Annotated in this window: 13 protein-coding genes; 6 read left to right on the top strand and 7 right to left on the bottom strand. The window is 43.8% G+C overall.

What is annotated here, in order from left to right; genetic code table 11:
- Positions 1-47 precede the first annotated feature (47 nt).
- Together nadB and QL886_RS08835 are read left to right on the top strand one after the other, a co-directional pair.
- Positions 48-1,958 carry an L-aspartate oxidase gene (gene nadB, locus QL886_RS08830; protein ID WP_290178413.1) on the top strand — a complete coding sequence of 637 codons (1,911 nt, stop codon included), beginning with the start codon at positions 48-50 and terminating at the stop codon, positions 1,956-1,958.
- 121 nt (positions 1,959-2,079) lie between these two features.
- Positions 2,080-2,973, top strand: a complete 894-nt coding sequence (locus QL886_RS08835; protein WP_290178414.1) for a phosphatidate cytidylyltransferase — start codon at positions 2,080-2,082, stop codon at positions 2,971-2,973.
- Positions 2,974-3,020: 47 nt separating this feature from the next.
- On the opposite strand, the gene QL886_RS08840 is transcribed toward QL886_RS08835, so the two are convergent.
- The 3 genes from QL886_RS08840 to QL886_RS08850 are packed head-to-tail and all read right to left on the bottom strand — an operon-like array spanning position 3,021 to position 7,726.
- Positions 3,021-3,848, bottom strand: a complete 828-nt coding sequence (locus QL886_RS08840) for an SDR family NAD(P)-dependent oxidoreductase (protein WP_290178416.1) — start codon at positions 3,846-3,848, stop codon at positions 3,021-3,023.
- Positions 3,845-5,029, bottom strand: coding sequence for a patatin-like phospholipase family protein (locus tag QL886_RS08845; RefSeq protein WP_290178417.1), 1,185 nt, complete (start codon positions 5,027-5,029; stop codon positions 3,845-3,847). The genes QL886_RS08840 and QL886_RS08845 overlap by 4 nt, the downstream gene beginning before the upstream one ends.
- Positions 5,030-5,032: 3 nt before the next feature.
- Positions 5,033-7,726: an alpha/beta fold hydrolase gene (locus QL886_RS08850; protein ID WP_290178418.1), complete on the bottom strand. Its 2,694-nt coding sequence runs from the start codon at positions 7,724-7,726 to the stop codon at positions 5,033-5,035.
- Positions 7,727-7,991: 265 nt separating this feature from the next.
- Between QL886_RS08850 and QL886_RS08855 the strand changes: the two genes are divergently transcribed.
- Positions 7,992-8,903 (top strand): lysine exporter LysO family protein, encoded by a 912-nt coding sequence (locus QL886_RS08855; protein ID WP_290178420.1) that lies wholly within the window; start codon positions 7,992-7,994, stop codon positions 8,901-8,903.
- 4 nt (positions 8,904-8,907) lie between these two features.
- Here the strand turns inward: QL886_RS08855 and QL886_RS08860 are convergent, their stop codons facing one another.
- Complete coding sequence (locus QL886_RS08860) at positions 8,908-10,191, bottom strand: FAD-dependent monooxygenase (RefSeq protein ID WP_290178421.1); 1,284 nt, start codon at positions 10,189-10,191, stop codon at positions 8,908-8,910.
- A gap of 167 nt (positions 10,192-10,358) precedes the next feature.
- A complete protein-coding gene (locus QL886_RS08865) occupies positions 10,359-11,687 on the bottom strand; it encodes a UbiH/UbiF/VisC/COQ6 family ubiquinone biosynthesis hydroxylase (protein ID WP_290178422.1) in 1,329 nt (442 codons plus the stop codon).
- 610 nt (positions 11,688-12,297) lie between these two features.
- Between QL886_RS08865 and QL886_RS08870 the strand changes: the two genes are divergently transcribed.
- Positions 12,298-13,389 carry a PhoH family protein gene (locus tag QL886_RS08870; RefSeq protein WP_290178457.1) on the top strand — a complete coding sequence of 364 codons (1,092 nt, stop codon included), beginning with the start codon at positions 12,298-12,300 and terminating at the stop codon, positions 13,387-13,389.
- Positions 13,390-13,708: 319 nt separating this feature from the next.
- Positions 13,709-14,308, top strand: a complete 600-nt coding sequence (gene ybeY, locus QL886_RS08875) for an rRNA maturation RNase YbeY (protein WP_290178423.1) — start codon at positions 13,709-13,711, stop codon at positions 14,306-14,308.
- 49 nt (positions 14,309-14,357) lie between these two features.
- On the opposite strand, the gene QL886_RS08880 is transcribed toward ybeY, so the two are convergent.
- Positions 14,358-15,233: a mechanosensitive ion channel domain-containing protein gene (locus QL886_RS08880; RefSeq protein WP_102092965.1), complete on the bottom strand. Its 876-nt coding sequence runs from the start codon at positions 15,231-15,233 to the stop codon at positions 14,358-14,360.
- Positions 15,234-15,386: 153 nt separating this feature from the next.
- Positions 15,387-16,274 (bottom strand): TonB family protein, encoded by an 888-nt coding sequence (locus tag QL886_RS08885; protein ID WP_201567158.1) that lies wholly within the window; start codon positions 16,272-16,274, stop codon positions 15,387-15,389.
- 581 nt (positions 16,275-16,855) lie between these two features.
- On the opposite strand from QL886_RS08885, the gene QL886_RS08890 reads away from it, so the two are divergent.
- On the top strand, positions 16,856-17,635 hold the full coding sequence (locus tag QL886_RS08890) for a hypothetical protein (RefSeq protein ID WP_290178425.1): 780 nt from the start codon (positions 16,856-16,858) through the stop codon (positions 17,633-17,635).
- Positions 17,636-17,660: the final 25 nt, after the last annotated feature.

The following is a 17,660-nucleotide window of genomic DNA, read 5'->3' on the forward strand; positions in this document are numbered from 1 at the left end:
ATCGTTCCAGCACCACTCGCTATATAAATAACAGGAGCAGCAGTGATATGAGTAATATTATAAAAACTGATGTTCTTATTATTGGAGCTGGTCTGGCAGGTTTGAGCACCGCGCTATCTCTGCCGAAATCGCTGAATATCACTGTTTTAAGCAAAGCCGCGCTTGAGGTGTGCTCAAGTCATTACGCTCAAGGTGGTATTGCAGCTAGCTTAGACAAAGCAGACTCTGTGACTGATCATGTCGCTGATACCTTAATCGCTGGTGCAGGATTGTGTGCGACGGACAATACTGCCCGTATCTTGGGTGCAGGACAGCAAGCGGTGCAGTGGCTATGCGAGCAAGGTGTGCCATTTACTCAATCTACTTTAACTAAAAAAATTGATAATACACCTGATTTTTCAGTCTTAAAAACCAGTGACTTACACTTGACCAAAGAAGGCGGTCATGGCTGTAGACGTGTGGCCCATGCGGATGATGCAACGGGTCGGCACGTGATGGATACCTTAATTACCAAAGCACAGACTGCAACCAATATCACTATCTTGCCTTATCATGAAGCATTAGAGTTACTGACTTCACCTATGATTAGCCGATCTTCTTTTAGCATGAACGATTGCGAGATTAAACATTGCCGAGGGGCACTGGTCTTTGATCATATCAATGAGCGCCAACTCACCATTCATAGTTCAGCTGTCGTACTCGCTAGTGGTGGCTTAGGTCAGTTATTTAAGCGTGCCAGCGCACCTAATGTCTGTGTCGGTGATGGCGTCATGATGGCATGTCAAGCAGGCTGCCGCTTGGCAAATTTGGAATTTGTACAATTTCATCCGACGGGTCTGGCATTAGATGACAGCAGCTTTCTGATATCTGAAGCATTACGCGGTGAAGGTGGACGACTGTATTGTCCACAGACTGGTACGCGCTTTATGTTAGAAGTGGATAAGCGCGCTGAATTAGCCCCACGCGATATCGTTGCTCGGGCAATAGCCAATCAGATTAGTAGTAACGGACTTGGCTACGTGCATCTTGATGTCAGTCACTTGCCAGCCGCATTTATACAAGCGCATTTCCCGCAGATTTATCAGACGCTGCTAGCACTCGGCATCGATATGACCACAGACCCTATTCCGGTCGCTCCGACTGCCCACTACAGTTGTGGTGGCGTGGTGACTGATGCCAATGGATTGACCGATATTGCAGGGCTGTATGCAGCAGGCGAAGTTGCTTATACAGGGCTACATGGAGCTAATCGTTTAGCAAGTAATTCATTGTTGGAGTGTGTGGTGGTTGGTCGCAACATCGCCGCCAACTTACCTCATTATTTAACAAAATTGGAAAACTTAAAGAACTTAGAAGCTTTAAAGAAAACCGCTGAAGCTTTAGAGAGAACAGCTCAGCCACATACGACTAACTATTATGAACTGCATCAGTTAGCTGCCGATATTTGGCAATATCCGACATTAGAAAACACGCAATTTGTTATCTTACCCTCTTCTAAGCAGTCATCACTCCCAACTTATAAGGCTGATAAAGCATTTCATTCTAACGTAGATATTTCAGAGATAACTATAGCATTGAAAGCTCTTTTGACAGCCAATATGGGTATCACACGTAGTGCCAAACAATTAGAGCAAGCATTGCGACAAATTGAGCAGTGGCAAGAGTTAATCGAACATAATAAAACCATGCTATCTGATATGAGCAGTAAAGCCCCTACTACTAACAGAGAGCTTGCCATTTTTCAATTGGTGAGGCAATTAACGTTAGCAACGGTGATTGTTCAATCGGCTTATCAACGTTTTGAGAGTCGCGGTGGGCATTATCGTGAAGATTATCCTGACTTAGCTGAAACGCCTTTAACCAGTATCATTCTGCCATTAAGAAAAACTACGCTTAACTCCTTTTCGCACGTTATAGAAGACGAGCGTTATCCGATACTTGTTACTGACCATATTTAAGCCTACGACAGATAACAGCCAAACCCATCAAGGGCGATATCTAACACTATAGTTAAAGAGGCATTTAAGCTATCATTATGGATAGGCTTAAAATATTACCTCTTCTTTGAGTGTCCACGGTATGGCTTCTGATATTGTGTTTGTAATTGCCCTGATGATAATCGTCAGTTTGGCTTGGAGTGTACTTGCCGTACCTCGTCTGCGCAAACGCTTGCCAAAAATCTACCTAATAGCCCGCTCGTGGTGGTTGATGCTAGCCGCGCTCTGCACTTGCTATGTGATTGCAAAAATAACGAACGATACGCAAGGCTTTTATTCGCAAGTATATGCCTATCAATGGCTGCTCATTTTATTTTTTATATTAATTGGTCTACGCGGCAGCTACGAGATTAAACGCCTATGGTGTTTACACAGTAAAGCCGTACTCATTCATAAACTCCAAGCGCAAGGTTTACAGCCAAATACTTCCCTACTAGCGAAAACCTCTCTCAATCTGACTCAACACTATACGCGGCTCAACTCCTTAGACCTGCTACTGAGTGTTACTTTCCTCTCACTCATCATTAGCCTTATTGTCTTACAGCAATTGACTTGGCAACGCGAACAATACGGTGTTTTACTCTTCGTATTATTTGCCAGTCAGTTTAATGATATTGCCCAATATCTATGTGGGCGACTGCTTGGACGTAAACTGTTTAAACGAGGTCTAGCACCGACTATTAGCCCGAATAAAAGCATTGAAGGTGCTATCTTTGGCAGTTTAGTTGCGGCAATCTTGGCAGCAGTATTAGGTCTTTGGCTCACTCCTTTTACTTGGTGGATCTGTCTATTAGCTGCCTATGGCTTGGCTGTAAGCGGTATATTTGGAGACTTATTAGAATCAGCCTTTAAGCGCCAGCACGGGGTAAAAGACACCGGAACGATGCTCGCTGGTCATGGTGGGGTATTAGATCGGATAGACAGTTTATTGATCGGAGTGCCAGTATTTACCTTGCTTTATTGGCTGTGTGGATGAGCAGCCCATTTTTGATTAGGATAGTGCTTGATTAAAACAATGCTTGGTTAAGAAGACTTATCTAGTTTACTGCGCAATATCCAATTGAGCACAGGCTTTGGTAAATGATTTAAGGCACTCGTGATATAGCGCATCGAGCGTGGAAATATCGCCAGTTCTACGTCATCGTCAATCGCTTGCATAATATGATCAACCGCTGTCTTCGTGCTCATGATAAATGGCTTATGGCTAGCATCGCCATCATTTAAATCACGTAACGCTTGAGTATCAATATAGCCTGAAGCAATACAGTTTACTTGTATATCATAAGGTATAAGTGCTGCTCGATACGCGCTGGCAGTCGCAATCATCGCGCGTTTGCTTTTGGCATAAAGGCTGGCATAAGGATAATCCATCGTACCTGCGATAGAGGCAATACAGACAAGACTTGGTCTATTGCCTTTGCTAGCGTCCAATGACTGATATTGCTGTTTTAACTGCTGCTTCAACTGACTGCTTGCCCATCTAAAAACTTGCTCAAACGCCTGCAAGTTAATCGCTAGCATTTGGTCGCTATCTGCTTGATTTAGGTGATGGATACGCTCATTGGTATAGCTACCAGCACTATAGATCAGTCTTTGAAATGGAATATCTGACAAATTGTCTAATAACGTTCGCGTTTGATTTGGTTCAGTTAAATCACACACATAAGTCACGATAGCAGGATGCTGGCTGTTGATATCAGCTATCTTCGCTGCGCTACTTCCGACAACGCTGACTTGCCAGCCAAGCGTCTGATGATGCAACGCCAAAGCTAAGCCAAGACCGCTCGTACCACCAACGATAATAATATGCGATGTATGGTTTCCAGTGGTATCTTTTGCAAGGTTTTTCATAATTTATGCTGCTGTATGTAGTCGACCGTACGCTGATAGCCATACTGCCATTGCGCCTGCATTTGCTGTACAAAGCCGTCATAGTCGCTATGTATTAGCTCGACGGTCATTTGCTTTAGGTTAAAACGCTTTTGCACATTTTGCCCTCTCAGTTGCTGCTCGTTATCTGCAAATGGTAACCAATGTAGCTGACGGTTTTTATTAGTGGTGTCAGTGCGAGGCGACACGCTGATTGGTTGATAACCGTGTACTGCTGCCAAGCGCTCATTGGGATCAAAACCAAAGACGTGCTGAATCGCGGGAGCAGCCAGCCATAGGTCATAACCTGCCTTAGTCTCTGCAAATACGCTATCACCCAACTGACAGGCCAACTCAATCGGTGTGAGATTAATCACACCTCCTAAACACCAGCCAAGCTCTGTGATATATGTGGGCGGTAGATAGTACATGTCTGCCATAGACGCGCGGATCACTGGAGCAAAATCCCATTGCGTCTGTACTTTTACAGACGGGTGTATGCGTCCGTTTGCAAATATATGCGCTGGTGACGTTATTTGCTCTTCAGCCAGACCTGATGCAGAATTTGGTAAGCACGGCGGCGCAAATAACAACTCTTGCAGTGCGAGTTTTTCATTATATAAGCTATCAATAGGTGCTTGATACAGGCGGCTAGCAATGATTGCTATCTCTGACGTTGTTTTATCAGCAGCGCTACCATTATCACTAGCAGCAAACTGCGACAGCTCATCTAGCCAGTACTGCTCGTTATCAATACGAAACATCGCTAACTGCTGCAACTCATTTAACAGTCGCTCGTAGCGGTCTGCTTGACGTTGTCCTTGTCCATTATCCCTTTGCTTTGATAACCGCCAACGCTTAAGTGCATGGGTCATGTAACGCAGCTTTAGACGTTTATTGGCTTCATCTGGCGCAACATGTCTGATGGCAGTGATGACACGATACAACTCACGGCTGCACATCAGCGCTTGCAAATCTTTAGGGTCGGGCGCAAGGTGTACTAAGTAGGCAGACAAACTACCACCGCAAGTACCAACGATAATGTCTGGCGTCAAATCATGCGCGGCTAGCGCTGCATAACTGCCCAAATAATAACCAAAACGTGACCCTCCCCCTGAAAACAGCTGAACACGCTCGTAAGGCTTAACACGCTGATTATTCATCTATCACTCATCATCAGCTGATGCGGTTTTAATCGCTAACGAAACAGTAAATATCCCAAAGCGATCTATACGCATCGTGATTTTCTTAAAGCCTGCTCGCTCAACCAATTGATCCATTTCTGCTTGCGAACGGCAACGCATCACCCAACTACTGCCCCGGTGATTATTCAATGTTTTACTGATAAATTCCTGCTCAGGATGCCACGGTTGGTTGGTATAAATCAGATAACCGCCCGACTTCAAACTGTTATAAATACCTGCTAAAGCTGTCGCTGGTAGCGTATTATCAGAGAATAATTCAAATAACCCAGAAGCAATAGCAAGATCTGCTTTTTTAGTATCGGTGCTAGTGTCATTCGTATCTGCATCGATATAACTAGTAGGATCAAAGGCGTCCTTTTGACTGATCATTATTCGATTGCTCATGGCTAACTGCTGTGCCTTTGCTTGCAATGCCTGTATATTATGCATCTCATAATCACGCAGCTCAGCATACAAATCTGCAAACTCTGTCATCAGATCAAATGCATAAAAACCATGTCCACTAGCGATATCTAACAGTTTTGGTCGGTATGGTTTATTACTACTTTGATTTTTGTCTTCAATGTCTGCAAGTGCTAAGCGCGCCAATTCCAATATATGCTCGCGGCGAATACGAATACCCTGCCAACCGATATTATTTAAATAAAACTTATCGACTGCCTGTCCAAACTTATTCTGACCGCTAGGCTTGTTGTAATAAACATGATCCAGTGAATGACCTGAATCAAATCCATGCTCAAGCCCTGTGGCAATCGCATCGCTGACATGACCAAACCTCTGCATCGCAAAACGGGTAATCGCAAAGTTTGGATTGAATGGTTTAATCGCCAAACGATCCACCTTATCCTTACTGGCACTGTTTAAGTGAGCGGCACTCAAATCAGGGGCTTGGACTGGTGTGCTAAATATTTCCTCAGCAAACTCAATACAGTCGGCAAAGACGTCGGCTTTATTGGTCTCATGAAAGATTGCATGATAGCTGTCTGGATACAACTGCCAGCGTTTGATCGGTGTATTGATCGCTTCATAAAATGCGCGCTCAGCCTGCTTATCGACCACATAATCCTTACCCGCGCATAAGACAAACGTCGGTACAGTAATGGCCCCTGCATCATCGAGCAGACGCTGACCCGTCGCATGGGTATCAATGAGTAAGTCGGTCGAGATACTGTTGGAGATTAATGGATCAGAATTGTAAGCCTGCTGCGCGTCTTTATCATGGGTCAGTACTTGTGCTTTAACATAGCTGCTGACACGTGACATCAGACCTAGCGTACGTGCCACCTTTAGCGATGGTATAGCAAAGGGCAGATACAGACGAATACTCAAAGCAGGCGTGCCCAATATCATCCCGCGAATATTAGGCGCATAATCATGTACCCATGCTGCTGCCAATACCGCGCCGATACTACTAGCGACAATCAATGTATCCTCGATAGCAATGCCTGTTTGCCCAATCACCAGTTGTACAAAACCTTCTAAATCTCGCTCAAGCTCGGTAACGCTCTCAGCATGATCTTTGATACCCCCTGAGCGACCATTGCCGCGCGCATCCCAAGCAAACACTTGATAGCCAGCTGTTGCAAACTGCTCTCCTAACTCTGCCAATCGTCCCGAATGCTCATGCCCTCGGTGCAATAAGATAACTTGGCGCAACGGTTGGTTGGCTTGCTTAATATCTTCTAAAGGCGTCGTTAGCCAATAGCGATAATAAATAGCCGTGCCATCATCAGCGTTATAACAGCTTTCACCATTGATGATTTTAGATGCAGGCAAGTCAAAACCAACACTGGCCTGTTCTTCGAATTTTTGACTATCAACGGTTGTGGTTGGCATTTCTTTGAACTCCAATGGGCGAGCGTTATCAGTAGAAGTATTTGGCAAAACAACAGTAAGAGATAGTGAGTTGTTTGTTGACTCACCCAGTACGGATCGCAGCTCAGGTGGGTTACGCATTAAGTATAACTCTGTCATATAACGTAGTCGATTGAGACAGGTCTTTAGTAGCATTATCTCTGTTAGTATAAATAATTGACCCATTCTGATAGCAGGTAAAGCCACCTGCCCTTTAATACTTACTGGCGCTTTGGCTCTAATGCCTATAAACGCACCAAGCATACCTAATAAGAAGGCGCGATCGCTTTTGCCCAAAGGCCCTTGGTTAGCACGAACACCTAACATGGTATTACTAGTAACGCCCAACAGCTCGGTGCCAATACTAAGGGCAATCAGAGCAGTGATATGATGCTGAGAAGTTGATAGATTCGTTGGCAAATTAGCTATTAACGTTTGCTGTTCTTTATCATTGATATGATGGGTCAGAATATGAGGGGCTAGGCTCGCTAATAGCGCCGTATCGGCAACCATATCACCTACCTCGTTTAATACGGCTCCTAGCCTTGAGGCCTGTCCATGCTCACGCGCCATCATGCCATCGATGGCATTGAGTGCCATACGTACAAACAATGATGAAGGCAGTAAAAGCCACAGCCGCTGCTGTTCAGCCGCTGGTTTGGCAATGATATAGGCAGTACCGATACTTAATAAAACAGCGGATACTGTCACTTGATTAGCGGTAACATTTTGCTCAACCAGCGCATTACTCATCGGGCGTAGTTGATTTTGAAACTGAGTTTTGAGCTGATATAGCGACATGAGTCTAGCCAAATATTTTCAGTACTTTAATGTAGCAACAAAAGTTTGTAAGGTAAAGAATTACAAAGCGCTCAAAAACGTTCAAACATTTTGAAAAAGATATTTATTATCATCATTATAAGCGTCCAGTTTTTTCTATTTTAATTAACAACGATCAATGATTTGCAATGAATCTCAATGGCTCATATCAGTATTGCTAACCTTATATGGTACAATCTTCAGCTTCTTAAAAACGCCTTATTAAAAATGCTGCGAGCCCGTCATCATGGAAAGCCTAGTCACCCTTGTTCTGGTATTAATGCCAATGTTTATTGGCTTTGCCATTCCTTCTAACCCTACTATGACAAAAGTGGCCGACAAAGGTCTATCATACTTGGTATTTATCATCCTAGCGTTGATTGGTATTGAGCTGTCGCAGGTAGAAGGTCTAGGCAATCAGCTGGGTGAAATTGCGCTGTATGTCACTGTATTATCAATACTGACAATTGGCACGGGATTGTTTGCGCTTATGGTGTTTGACCATCTGCGTCCGTGGCATGCCAAGAAACCAAGTGCAAAATCTAAAGAGCATCGGGTGAGCATTCGAGGTAGCTTGGCGCAAGTGGTTTGTGTGGTGATTGGAATGGTGATTGGCTATTTCTTGCCTGCTGATTATATGCCGCCTGAAAACTCTATGACCGTCATGCTGATGATTTTGATATTACTGGTCGGTATAGGTTTGAAAGGCTCGGGCATCACCTTAAAAGAAGTATTACTGAATAAACGCGGCGTAGAAATGAGTATCATCTTTACGCTAGCGGTATTGGCGGGTGGCCTTATTTTCGCGCTACTATTTACTGATGTGTCGTGGACGAAAGGCTTAGCACTATCGTCAGGGTTTGGTTGGTACTCGCTGTCAGCAATTGTAATGACCGATGCTTATGGCGCGGTTTGGGGCAGTGTCGCGTTGTTTAATGACTTGGTACGTGAGTTCTTTGCATTAATCTTTATTCCGGTATTTATGCGCAAATACCCTTCTGCTGCGGTTGGGCTTGGCGGCGCGACCAGCTTAGACTTTACCTTGCCTATCATTCAGCATTCAGGTGGTCTAAAAGTCGTGCCACTAGCGATTAGTTTTGGCTTCCTAATTAACATTGTCTCGCCAGTGCTGATGGTGTTCTTTTCGGCGCTTGGGTAGTCGTCTAAACCCCACTCGCCTGCTTAGCAAATAAGCGCATCAATGGCTTGATTTTGCTGACTCGGTACATACCCTCATTGCGTATCTGCTGCACGGGACGTACTTGGGCAAGCGACCCTGCAAATAGCCAATTAAGGGCAGAAAAGCTGTGCATCATCAGGCTATTATGCGGACGGCGCGAACGCTCATAATGACGTAGCGTTTGATTGCTGCCCCAAAGCGTACCGCCACTACGGGTAAAGTCATGCGTTAACTGCTCACATAATACTTGCACATCCAGCATACCGAGGTTCAATCCTTGACCCGCCAGTGGATGTACACCATGAGCTGCATCACCAATGAGTACCAAGTTATCAGCCACGTAGCTTTTCGCTTGCTGTGCCGCTAATGGAAAACTAGCGATAGACTCAATTTGATTAATCGCTCCCAGCTCGTAATTGCTGGCAGCTGCTAACTTATCAGCGACAAATCGATCTTCTTCCTCTATCAATGCCAATGCTTGATTGCGCGGCAATGTCCATACTATCGACTGCCAATGCTGCGGGCTTGCCTTATCAACATCGGTTATATCTGCTAATGGCAATAGTGCCAATGTGCCCGTCGGTAGCATAGTTTGGCGTGCAGTTGCCTGATGCGGTTTCTCAGTCTGAATCGCACAGCAGATGGCGGTTTGATTATAATCTAACGTATCTACGCCGATACCTGCTTGCTGACGTACAAATGAACCGCGACCATCAGCACCAACTAATAGACACGCATCAATCGCTTCGCCATTGTCTAGAGTTACACGGTAGCCTTGCTGCGCCCCTAGCCAATCCATATTGACAACTTTATGACCAGCGATAAGGGTCAGATAGTCACTGACATCATCTTCATTCAAGCGTTGCCATAGTGCGTGCTCGATAACAGCAGGCTCGACCATACTACCTAATAATGTAGGCTCATGATTTTTATTACTATTATCCTCGGCGCTGCTATCTTCACTTTCGCCAAATAACAACTCACCCATACCATTTAGCTGCCATACCTGCATTTGCGAGTAGTCTGCTTTGCGTTTAGAGGCGGCAATATGTTGCCAAGCGCCAATGTCTTCAAGTAAATTAATACTAGCCATACTGAGTGCATAGACACGTGCATCACGTTTGCTAAGTACATGTTGCCAAGCTGATTCATCACGCTCAGGACGGGCATCAATCAACGTCACTGGCATTTTGTCTTGTGCCAACTTTAGAGCAAGCGTTGCCCCAACGATACCGCTACCGATAATCAGCGTATGGTTGTTTTTCATAAGGTGTCTCTCAATATTGCTCAATATTAGAATGCTTATTATCAATCTTAATTACAGTTAGTTGATTCAGTTTAAAAGAGAGATAAGGCAACCGAGTGCAGATGTATAGGCAATACTTCAAGCAAGGTTAACGCTGTCACTCTTTTAAAGAGGATTTAACTATAGCGCTATGATTTTAGACCCATCGCATAAGTGGCGACTAATGGCTTGATATTTGGCAATTTATCAAAGGCCAACAACGCCATATTTCTTGCCAGTTTAATCGCTGGGTTAGGATGCGTGAAGCCATGTACTACCGCATCACAAAAACGAATCACTCGCTTCTGGTCGGTTTGACGTGCTTTTTCATAACGCTTTAATAACTGTGCATCACCGATATCTGCGCCTTTGAGTATTTGTGCACTTAGCATTTGCGCCAATACATGCGCATCTCGCATACAGAGATTAAAGCCTTGACCAGCGACAGGATGTAAAGTGTGAGCTGCATTGCCCATAATGACGCAGCGCCCTTCTACCTGCTTATCTGCCAATACACGTGACAACGGATAAGCGCCGCGGCGACCAGCAGCGGTGAACTTGCCAGCGCGTTGACCGAAGGCTTGCTGTAACGTCTGCAAGAAATGGGCGTCGTCTTCTAAGTATCTGGTTTCTTCACCTATTGGGCATACCCACACCACAGAGCGTCTGTAGCCTTGTTGATACTCATCATTACCATCGCCCTCTGGATCAGTCAGTGGGAGCACGGCAAGCGGGCCAGCTGGACTAAAACGCTCAATCGCTGCATGCTCGTGTGGCGTATCTGTCTCTACTACGCCGACGATGGCCGTTTGCTGATAGTCATACGTAGTTGTACCGATATCTAGCAGTTGGCGTACTGTAGAGTCGCGTCCATCGCAAGCGACTAATACGCTAGCTTGCAGCTGCTGCTCGTTTTCGGCTTCATCGTTGTAATTAAAGCTAAGCGTCACACTATCGGCCTGCTGTTGGACAGTCGTCACATTGGCATTATCTATCAAGGTAATCAATGGCTCTTGCTGTGCGGCTAATAAAAGCTTACGACCCAGCCAAGCGTTTTCGATGACTTGTCCAAATGACTCGACCTTTTCCTCTGCTTTATTCAGCTGCGCACGCCCAAAGCTGCCTTGCTCACTAATCTGTACGGTATCGATACGGCAGGCATGGCTTTGCAATTCATCCCACAGGCCAATCTCTTGATATATCTGTACCGTGCGCCGTGATAATGCTGTATTGCGACTGTCTAAATAATGGCTGCGAGTTCTATCATCCGTTGGACTGATGGTTGGATAGCTGTTTTTTTCTAATAAGGTGCTCGCAATACCGTGATGGGCCAATAGCAATGCAAAGGACAAACCGACATGACCACCACCTGCGATAAGCACTTGCTGGTCAGTTATCGCTTCTTTGTTTTTAGAGATGCTGTCGAAACTTTTAGGTATGCTGTCAGTATTGGATAAATGTGAATCAGTATCTTGCATCGTTATTTTCCTATTATAATTTTTGGACAAGCAATTTATTAATGATAGATAGCCGCTCGTCACTGATTTTATTTTATAATTTTTATCATGTCGCTGCTGTTATTAGATGGGTTGCAGTAACCTATGGTATCGCCCATAGATTACCACAAATTGTCCATTATGCCGTGGTCTTAACCGTAGACAAATCGTTTCTTTACTCTCATCATAAACGAGGTTTATATTTATAAAACTCAAAAACCTTAATCTAATTAAAGCGCTATCATACGATGGGTAGCGACGAATTATATAGAACTGATAGCAAAATCGAATCAATCTATAGAAAATCGCTGTAGAGTTGCAATCCGCATACAAAAACAGCGTTATCTATCTGATGTATGGCTTGAAATTTAAAAATTCTCTACCATAATGAAGGCAAGACTTTTCATTATTTTCATTTATTACCTTCCACAAAAAAAACAATAATATCGCCGTCATTTTTATCATCTACAATCTTTGTATCACTTAAACACTGTAACGCCACTAACTATTTTATCTCTGCAACCCGCCACGCAATTAAAACCAAATCATAGCGTCGGGTACACAATAAAAGGATAATCGCTTGACTGATTCCATGAGCCGCCGTATAAAGTTTGAATCATTGACCCCAGCACAGCTAAAAACCGTGCTTGGTGAATACAACAATCACATGAAATATATCCAAGAACGCCTCGATATTAAAATCATGCAACGCCAAGGCGATTTTTGCCTGAGTGGCGATGTGACCAATGTCGAACGCGGTGAACGTATTATCTACAAAATGGTAGATGAAGCACAGAACACCAAAGACATCAGTGCTGAAGAGCTGCATCTCATCATCCAATCTAGCCTCTCTCGTGATGAAGACATCGAAGAATACGAGCAAGACCACGATGACATGGAATATGATGAAGATTTGGATGAGGCTAGCGAGTTTACGCCCATCAGTTTACGTACACGTAAAGGCCGCATCGTTCCGCGTGGCGGCAACCAACAACGCTATGTAAAAAACGTCCTGAGCTCTGATGTGTCATTTGGTATTGGGCCAGCTGGTACGGGTAAAACGTATCTAGCAGTGGCTTGTGCCGTCGATATGCTTGAGCGTAATGAGATTGAGCGTATTTTGCTAGTGCGTCCAGCGGTAGAAGCTGGCGAAAAGTTGGGCTTCTTGCCAGGTGATTTGACCCAAAAAATCGACCCATACTTACGCCCATTATATGATGCGCTCTATGAGATGATAGGCTTTGAGAAAGTCGGTAAAATGATTGAGCGTCAGATTATCGAAGTGGCTCCGCTTGCCTATATGCGTGGTCGTACTCTGAATAACTCGTTTGTCATTCTGGATGAAGCGCAGAACACCACGCCTGAACAGATGAAAATGTTTTTGACCCGCTTGGGCTTTGGCTCACGTGCTGTCATCACTGGGGATATTACTCAGGTCGATTTGCCACGGGGTCACAAATCAGGCTTGGCACAAGCGATGGATATTCTAAAGGATATCGAAGAAATTCATATTACAAAGTTTGATTCAAAAGACGTGGTACGCCATCAATTGGTACAGCAAATTGTTGAAGCCTATGACGTATTTGATGAAGAGCAAATGGCTTTAGAAGAAAAACGTAAGTTTGAACGTATTAAAGAACAAGAGCGTAGACAAGCCGTCGCTAATGCAGCAGCCAATCTGTAATAATCAAGCTAATCACTGAACTGCAATCATTTGCTATAAGCATTTATCTTGTATAAGAAAACCGGATTACTCAAAGTAGTCCGGTTTTTTCTTACCGACAGTTTATTGAATTTAGCATATTCACTACTAGTCGCCTACCAGCAACTTAGCTATAGTAGCCTCTATACATTTTATATATAGGCCTCTATTTATTAGCCAAAAATTTAGCGATAAGATAAACAGTGATTGAACTACTTTTATGGTAAAAAAACTGGCAAATAAACAACGTAGACGATGCAGCATTAGAAACATATTTATTTATAATAAAAGGGACAGCAACATGAGCCAACCTGACAATACTAATTTCGATGACAAGATTGCTAGCAACCATGCCAGCTTAGCAGCACTTGATATCAGTGCGACCGACAGTATTGATGATGAAGTATTAGATACTTTTTATAATCGCGAGCATTTACTATCAGTCATGATGGCGACTTTGGATTATATAGACGGTCGTATTAACAATAGTCTGACCCTACCCTATTTCGCAGATATCAATCCTGAGCTGTGGCAAGAAAAATCTAAAACACTAGATATATATATCACTGATGACGTCGAAGGCCGTGCTCTAAATCTAGAAGCACGCGGCAAGGACTATGCGACCAATATTTTGTCTTATCCAAGCGAATTACCTGCAGCCGTCATTGAGCTGATGCCAACATTGCCTCTTGGAGAGCTAATTATCTGTCATGAAGTGATGGTACGCGAAGCGGCTGAACAGGACAAAACCGTGGCGCAGCACATCAGCCATTTGTTAGTGCATGGCGTGCTACACCTACTAGGTTTTGATCATGAGCTCGGACAAGCTGAACAAGATGAGATGGAGTACTTTGAAATTGAGATTTTGGCAGGCCTAAACCTACCAAATCCTTATATCTAAACTAGCACTGCTTTAATAAACAGTCTTCTAACTATTAAGCAGCTATCAATCAATCTTTAGATAGTGGCAACTTTTGCGCTTGACCCATTTGGTTGATCATATGATCCAAGCCTTTAACATGGACACTGCGCTGCGGGAATGGAATCTCGATTTTCTCATCATCTAAAGCTTGCTTGAACTGCTCTAGTAGCTCGCATTGCATCGACCACCAGTCGGCATTGGTTGTCCAAACGTTTAGGGTAAGATCTACTGAGTTGTCGCCTAGATTGGTCACTCGTACGATAGGCTCAGGATCAGTAAAAGCCAATGGGTTGTTTCTTGCCAGACTTAACATCACGTCTTTAGCCGTTTTGATATCAGCATCATAGCCAATACCGACGGTGATATCGACGCGGCGATTGGGTAGCGCTGTATAATTAACCACAGGTGAAGTCGTGATATCGCTATTAGGAATGATGATATCGTGATTGTTAATAGTCGTCAGATGCGTATTAACCAAGGTAATCTCAGTCACCGTACCTGTGTAACTACTAATCTGTACATAATCACCGCGCACAAACGGGCGAAATGTCACAATCATAATACCAGCGGCAAAATTCGATAGCTGGTCTTTTAGCGATAAACCAACGGCAACAGCGGCACCACCTAAGATTGCGACGACCGACGTAGTCTGTACACCGACTTTGCTAAGTGCAGCTAAAATCACTACGACCAGTAGCACGCCATACAATAGACGACTTAGAAAGCTAGCAACTGTCTCGTCCAGATGGCTACGCGTCATCAGGCGATCGGAAAAAGCGACTGCCTTTTTGGCAAGCCAACGTCCAACGATAAATATAAGTATTGCTAAAGCGACTTTAATGACCAGCTCTAGGGCATTGCTCGTTAAGGTAGCAACATCGACGGTAAAACCTAAAAATTCCATACTGACTCTTTATTTTATAGCTGTGTGTTATGAACTTGGGTATCTATAATGATAAAAAATGGTGCGTTGAGCGTTATTCTTAGCAGTCGTGTTTTCAGTGATATTTTTTCCAGCAACTTTAATTTCAGTAGCTTTCTTCTTAGTGCACTAACCTTAGTACGTTACTTCGACGGTATCACTATAGCGGTAAGTACGTATCAAGCGCAGCTCGACGATATCGCTCATGTCTTCGGTGAATTTACCAAAGGGTGCTGCTTGTCGTACCGACTGCTTGGCCGCTTCATCCAATATCGTAGAGTTCGAGCTTTCAAGCAAACGAATGGCTTTGATATTGCCGTCGTTACTGATAATAACCATTAGCCGTACCTCGCCTGTAATGCCTTGGGCACGCGCTTGCACGGGATAATGCAGGTTGCCCACTCGCTCGACATGCTCGCGGAATGTATTGATATAATCTGCTGCCGCACCCCGTGTGGTCGAATTACTATCCATCGTCACGACTTTGGATTTAGTCGCGTAGACCTGCTGACGCTGAGATAGCTGAGCTTCTAAGGTTGCAATCTGCTTACGTAGCCGCTCTTCTTGTGCCATCGCATCATCTTGTGCTTGCTCGCTGTCATTATCCGACTCTACAGTGGCCTGACGCCAACTTAACGTCGTGCGTAGGTAGCTTTCTTGATAGCGCTGCTGACGCACTTTACGTTGTAAGTTAACGATGTCTTGAGTCTCACTCATTTGCTCAGCAGACATTGCACTTAACTGATTGTTCTCTTGTCTTAGCTGCTCTTCTATTGTACCGCCGCCCTCTTGTGAGGCGTTGGCAATAAAGTGTGCATCTTCATTGGGTTGCATATTGTCGGTCAGCGCCTTTGCCACATCTTGCATCATAGCAGCTGGGTCTTTTCCCATAGAGAAGCTAATCCCGAAAATAATCAGCACATGAACAGCCACCGCAATAACAATAGCGACAGGCAAACTTATATCGCGCTTAGGCGCTTGCGCGGAAAAATGATAGCTCTGTGAGTCTTTTATATAGGCCACAATGAATCTCAGCTTGTGAGCACATCAGTACAAAGCACTATTTAATAAGTGTTGTAACGATAGGCATGATTTATACTGGCGCTATCATAACATGACATAGAATTATGTCGCCAGTATAAGCACTGAGACGGCATTTTGACATCTGCCATGCAGTATTGGTAACCTTATCCGCTAATTGAAAAACGTGCATTTGATAATTTATAAGACAGACAAAACACTGTCTATACCAAATGAATTGCTATAAAACGCATGTGTTCATTTTGAAGCCACTGTATTTGTTATATACTGCTTTAGCACAATAGAGTTAGTAGCATGATACTTTGCAACAATCAGAACTGTGCATCGTCTTGATTAGGCACAGTAGATGATCAAGCAGCACAATAAGTGCAGATTTACTATGCACTAGTATCAAAGGTCAGTTTTTCGCTTTTGCTACCTATCAGTATAAAAATTACTAATGGTCGTAGATATTCAGAAATTATAGATGATTAGCTTTCGTTTAAATTAATGATAGCCTGCAAAGTTTGTTTAGCCATTTTTACGTCACCGATTGAATGACGCGCCCTATAAGGATAATAAGTTTGAGTGACTTTGATAACGTGAATAATTCAGACAATTTTGATGAGTTCTTCGAGAGTATTGGCTATCGTTTTGACGAGTCATTCGGCAGTGGTTGGGAGCGTATCGCCCAATCGGTTAAAGATATCTATAATAAGACGACGGACAAGTTCGAAGATGAGTTGTCATTGCCCGTGGCACAGACTTACGTTAATGATGCACTACAAAAATTCGTCACCGACAATGTAAAAGCCATTTTAGAGCTACGCGTCGAGATGCATGATGATTGGTTTCGTTTGTACTGCACTGTCAATGCAGGCGGCATCTATGCTGAGGTGGCAAGTAACTTTAGCTTAGTTCACGTTCAGCTCGATCGCAATGTGCAGCGCTTTGTATTTGGTCAGCAAACTTATACCGATATCTTAAATCTGCGCTGCGAATCTTTCGTGAAACGCCAAGGCGTCAAACTTGCGATTTGGTTTTATCATAGCGTCCTCAAAAAAGACCCTTTAGGCTTTATTCTGTCGTACGTCAATATTGCTCGCGCAAAAGACGAAGTGATTTATCTCGATATCCATCGTTGGTTAAAAAACAACAAAAAAATCATGAGTACCTTGCATAAGGTACAGATAAATTATGGCGAGCTAGAAGAAGAGCAAATGATTTTGAAGGCTCAAATCAACTATCGTGATTTACTGGCAGCCAGCAGTAACGAAGATATCATCGGTGATGATGATGATCCTGAATTAATGCAAGGCCCTATTAACCCCGTAGACGATGCGACTGAACCAAGCCAAGAATAGCTCTCTAATGCTTTATCTTATAAAA

Source organism: Psychrobacter sp. APC 3281 (genome assembly GCF_030407815.1).
Lineage (GTDB): Bacteria > Pseudomonadota > Gammaproteobacteria > Pseudomonadales > Moraxellaceae > Psychrobacter.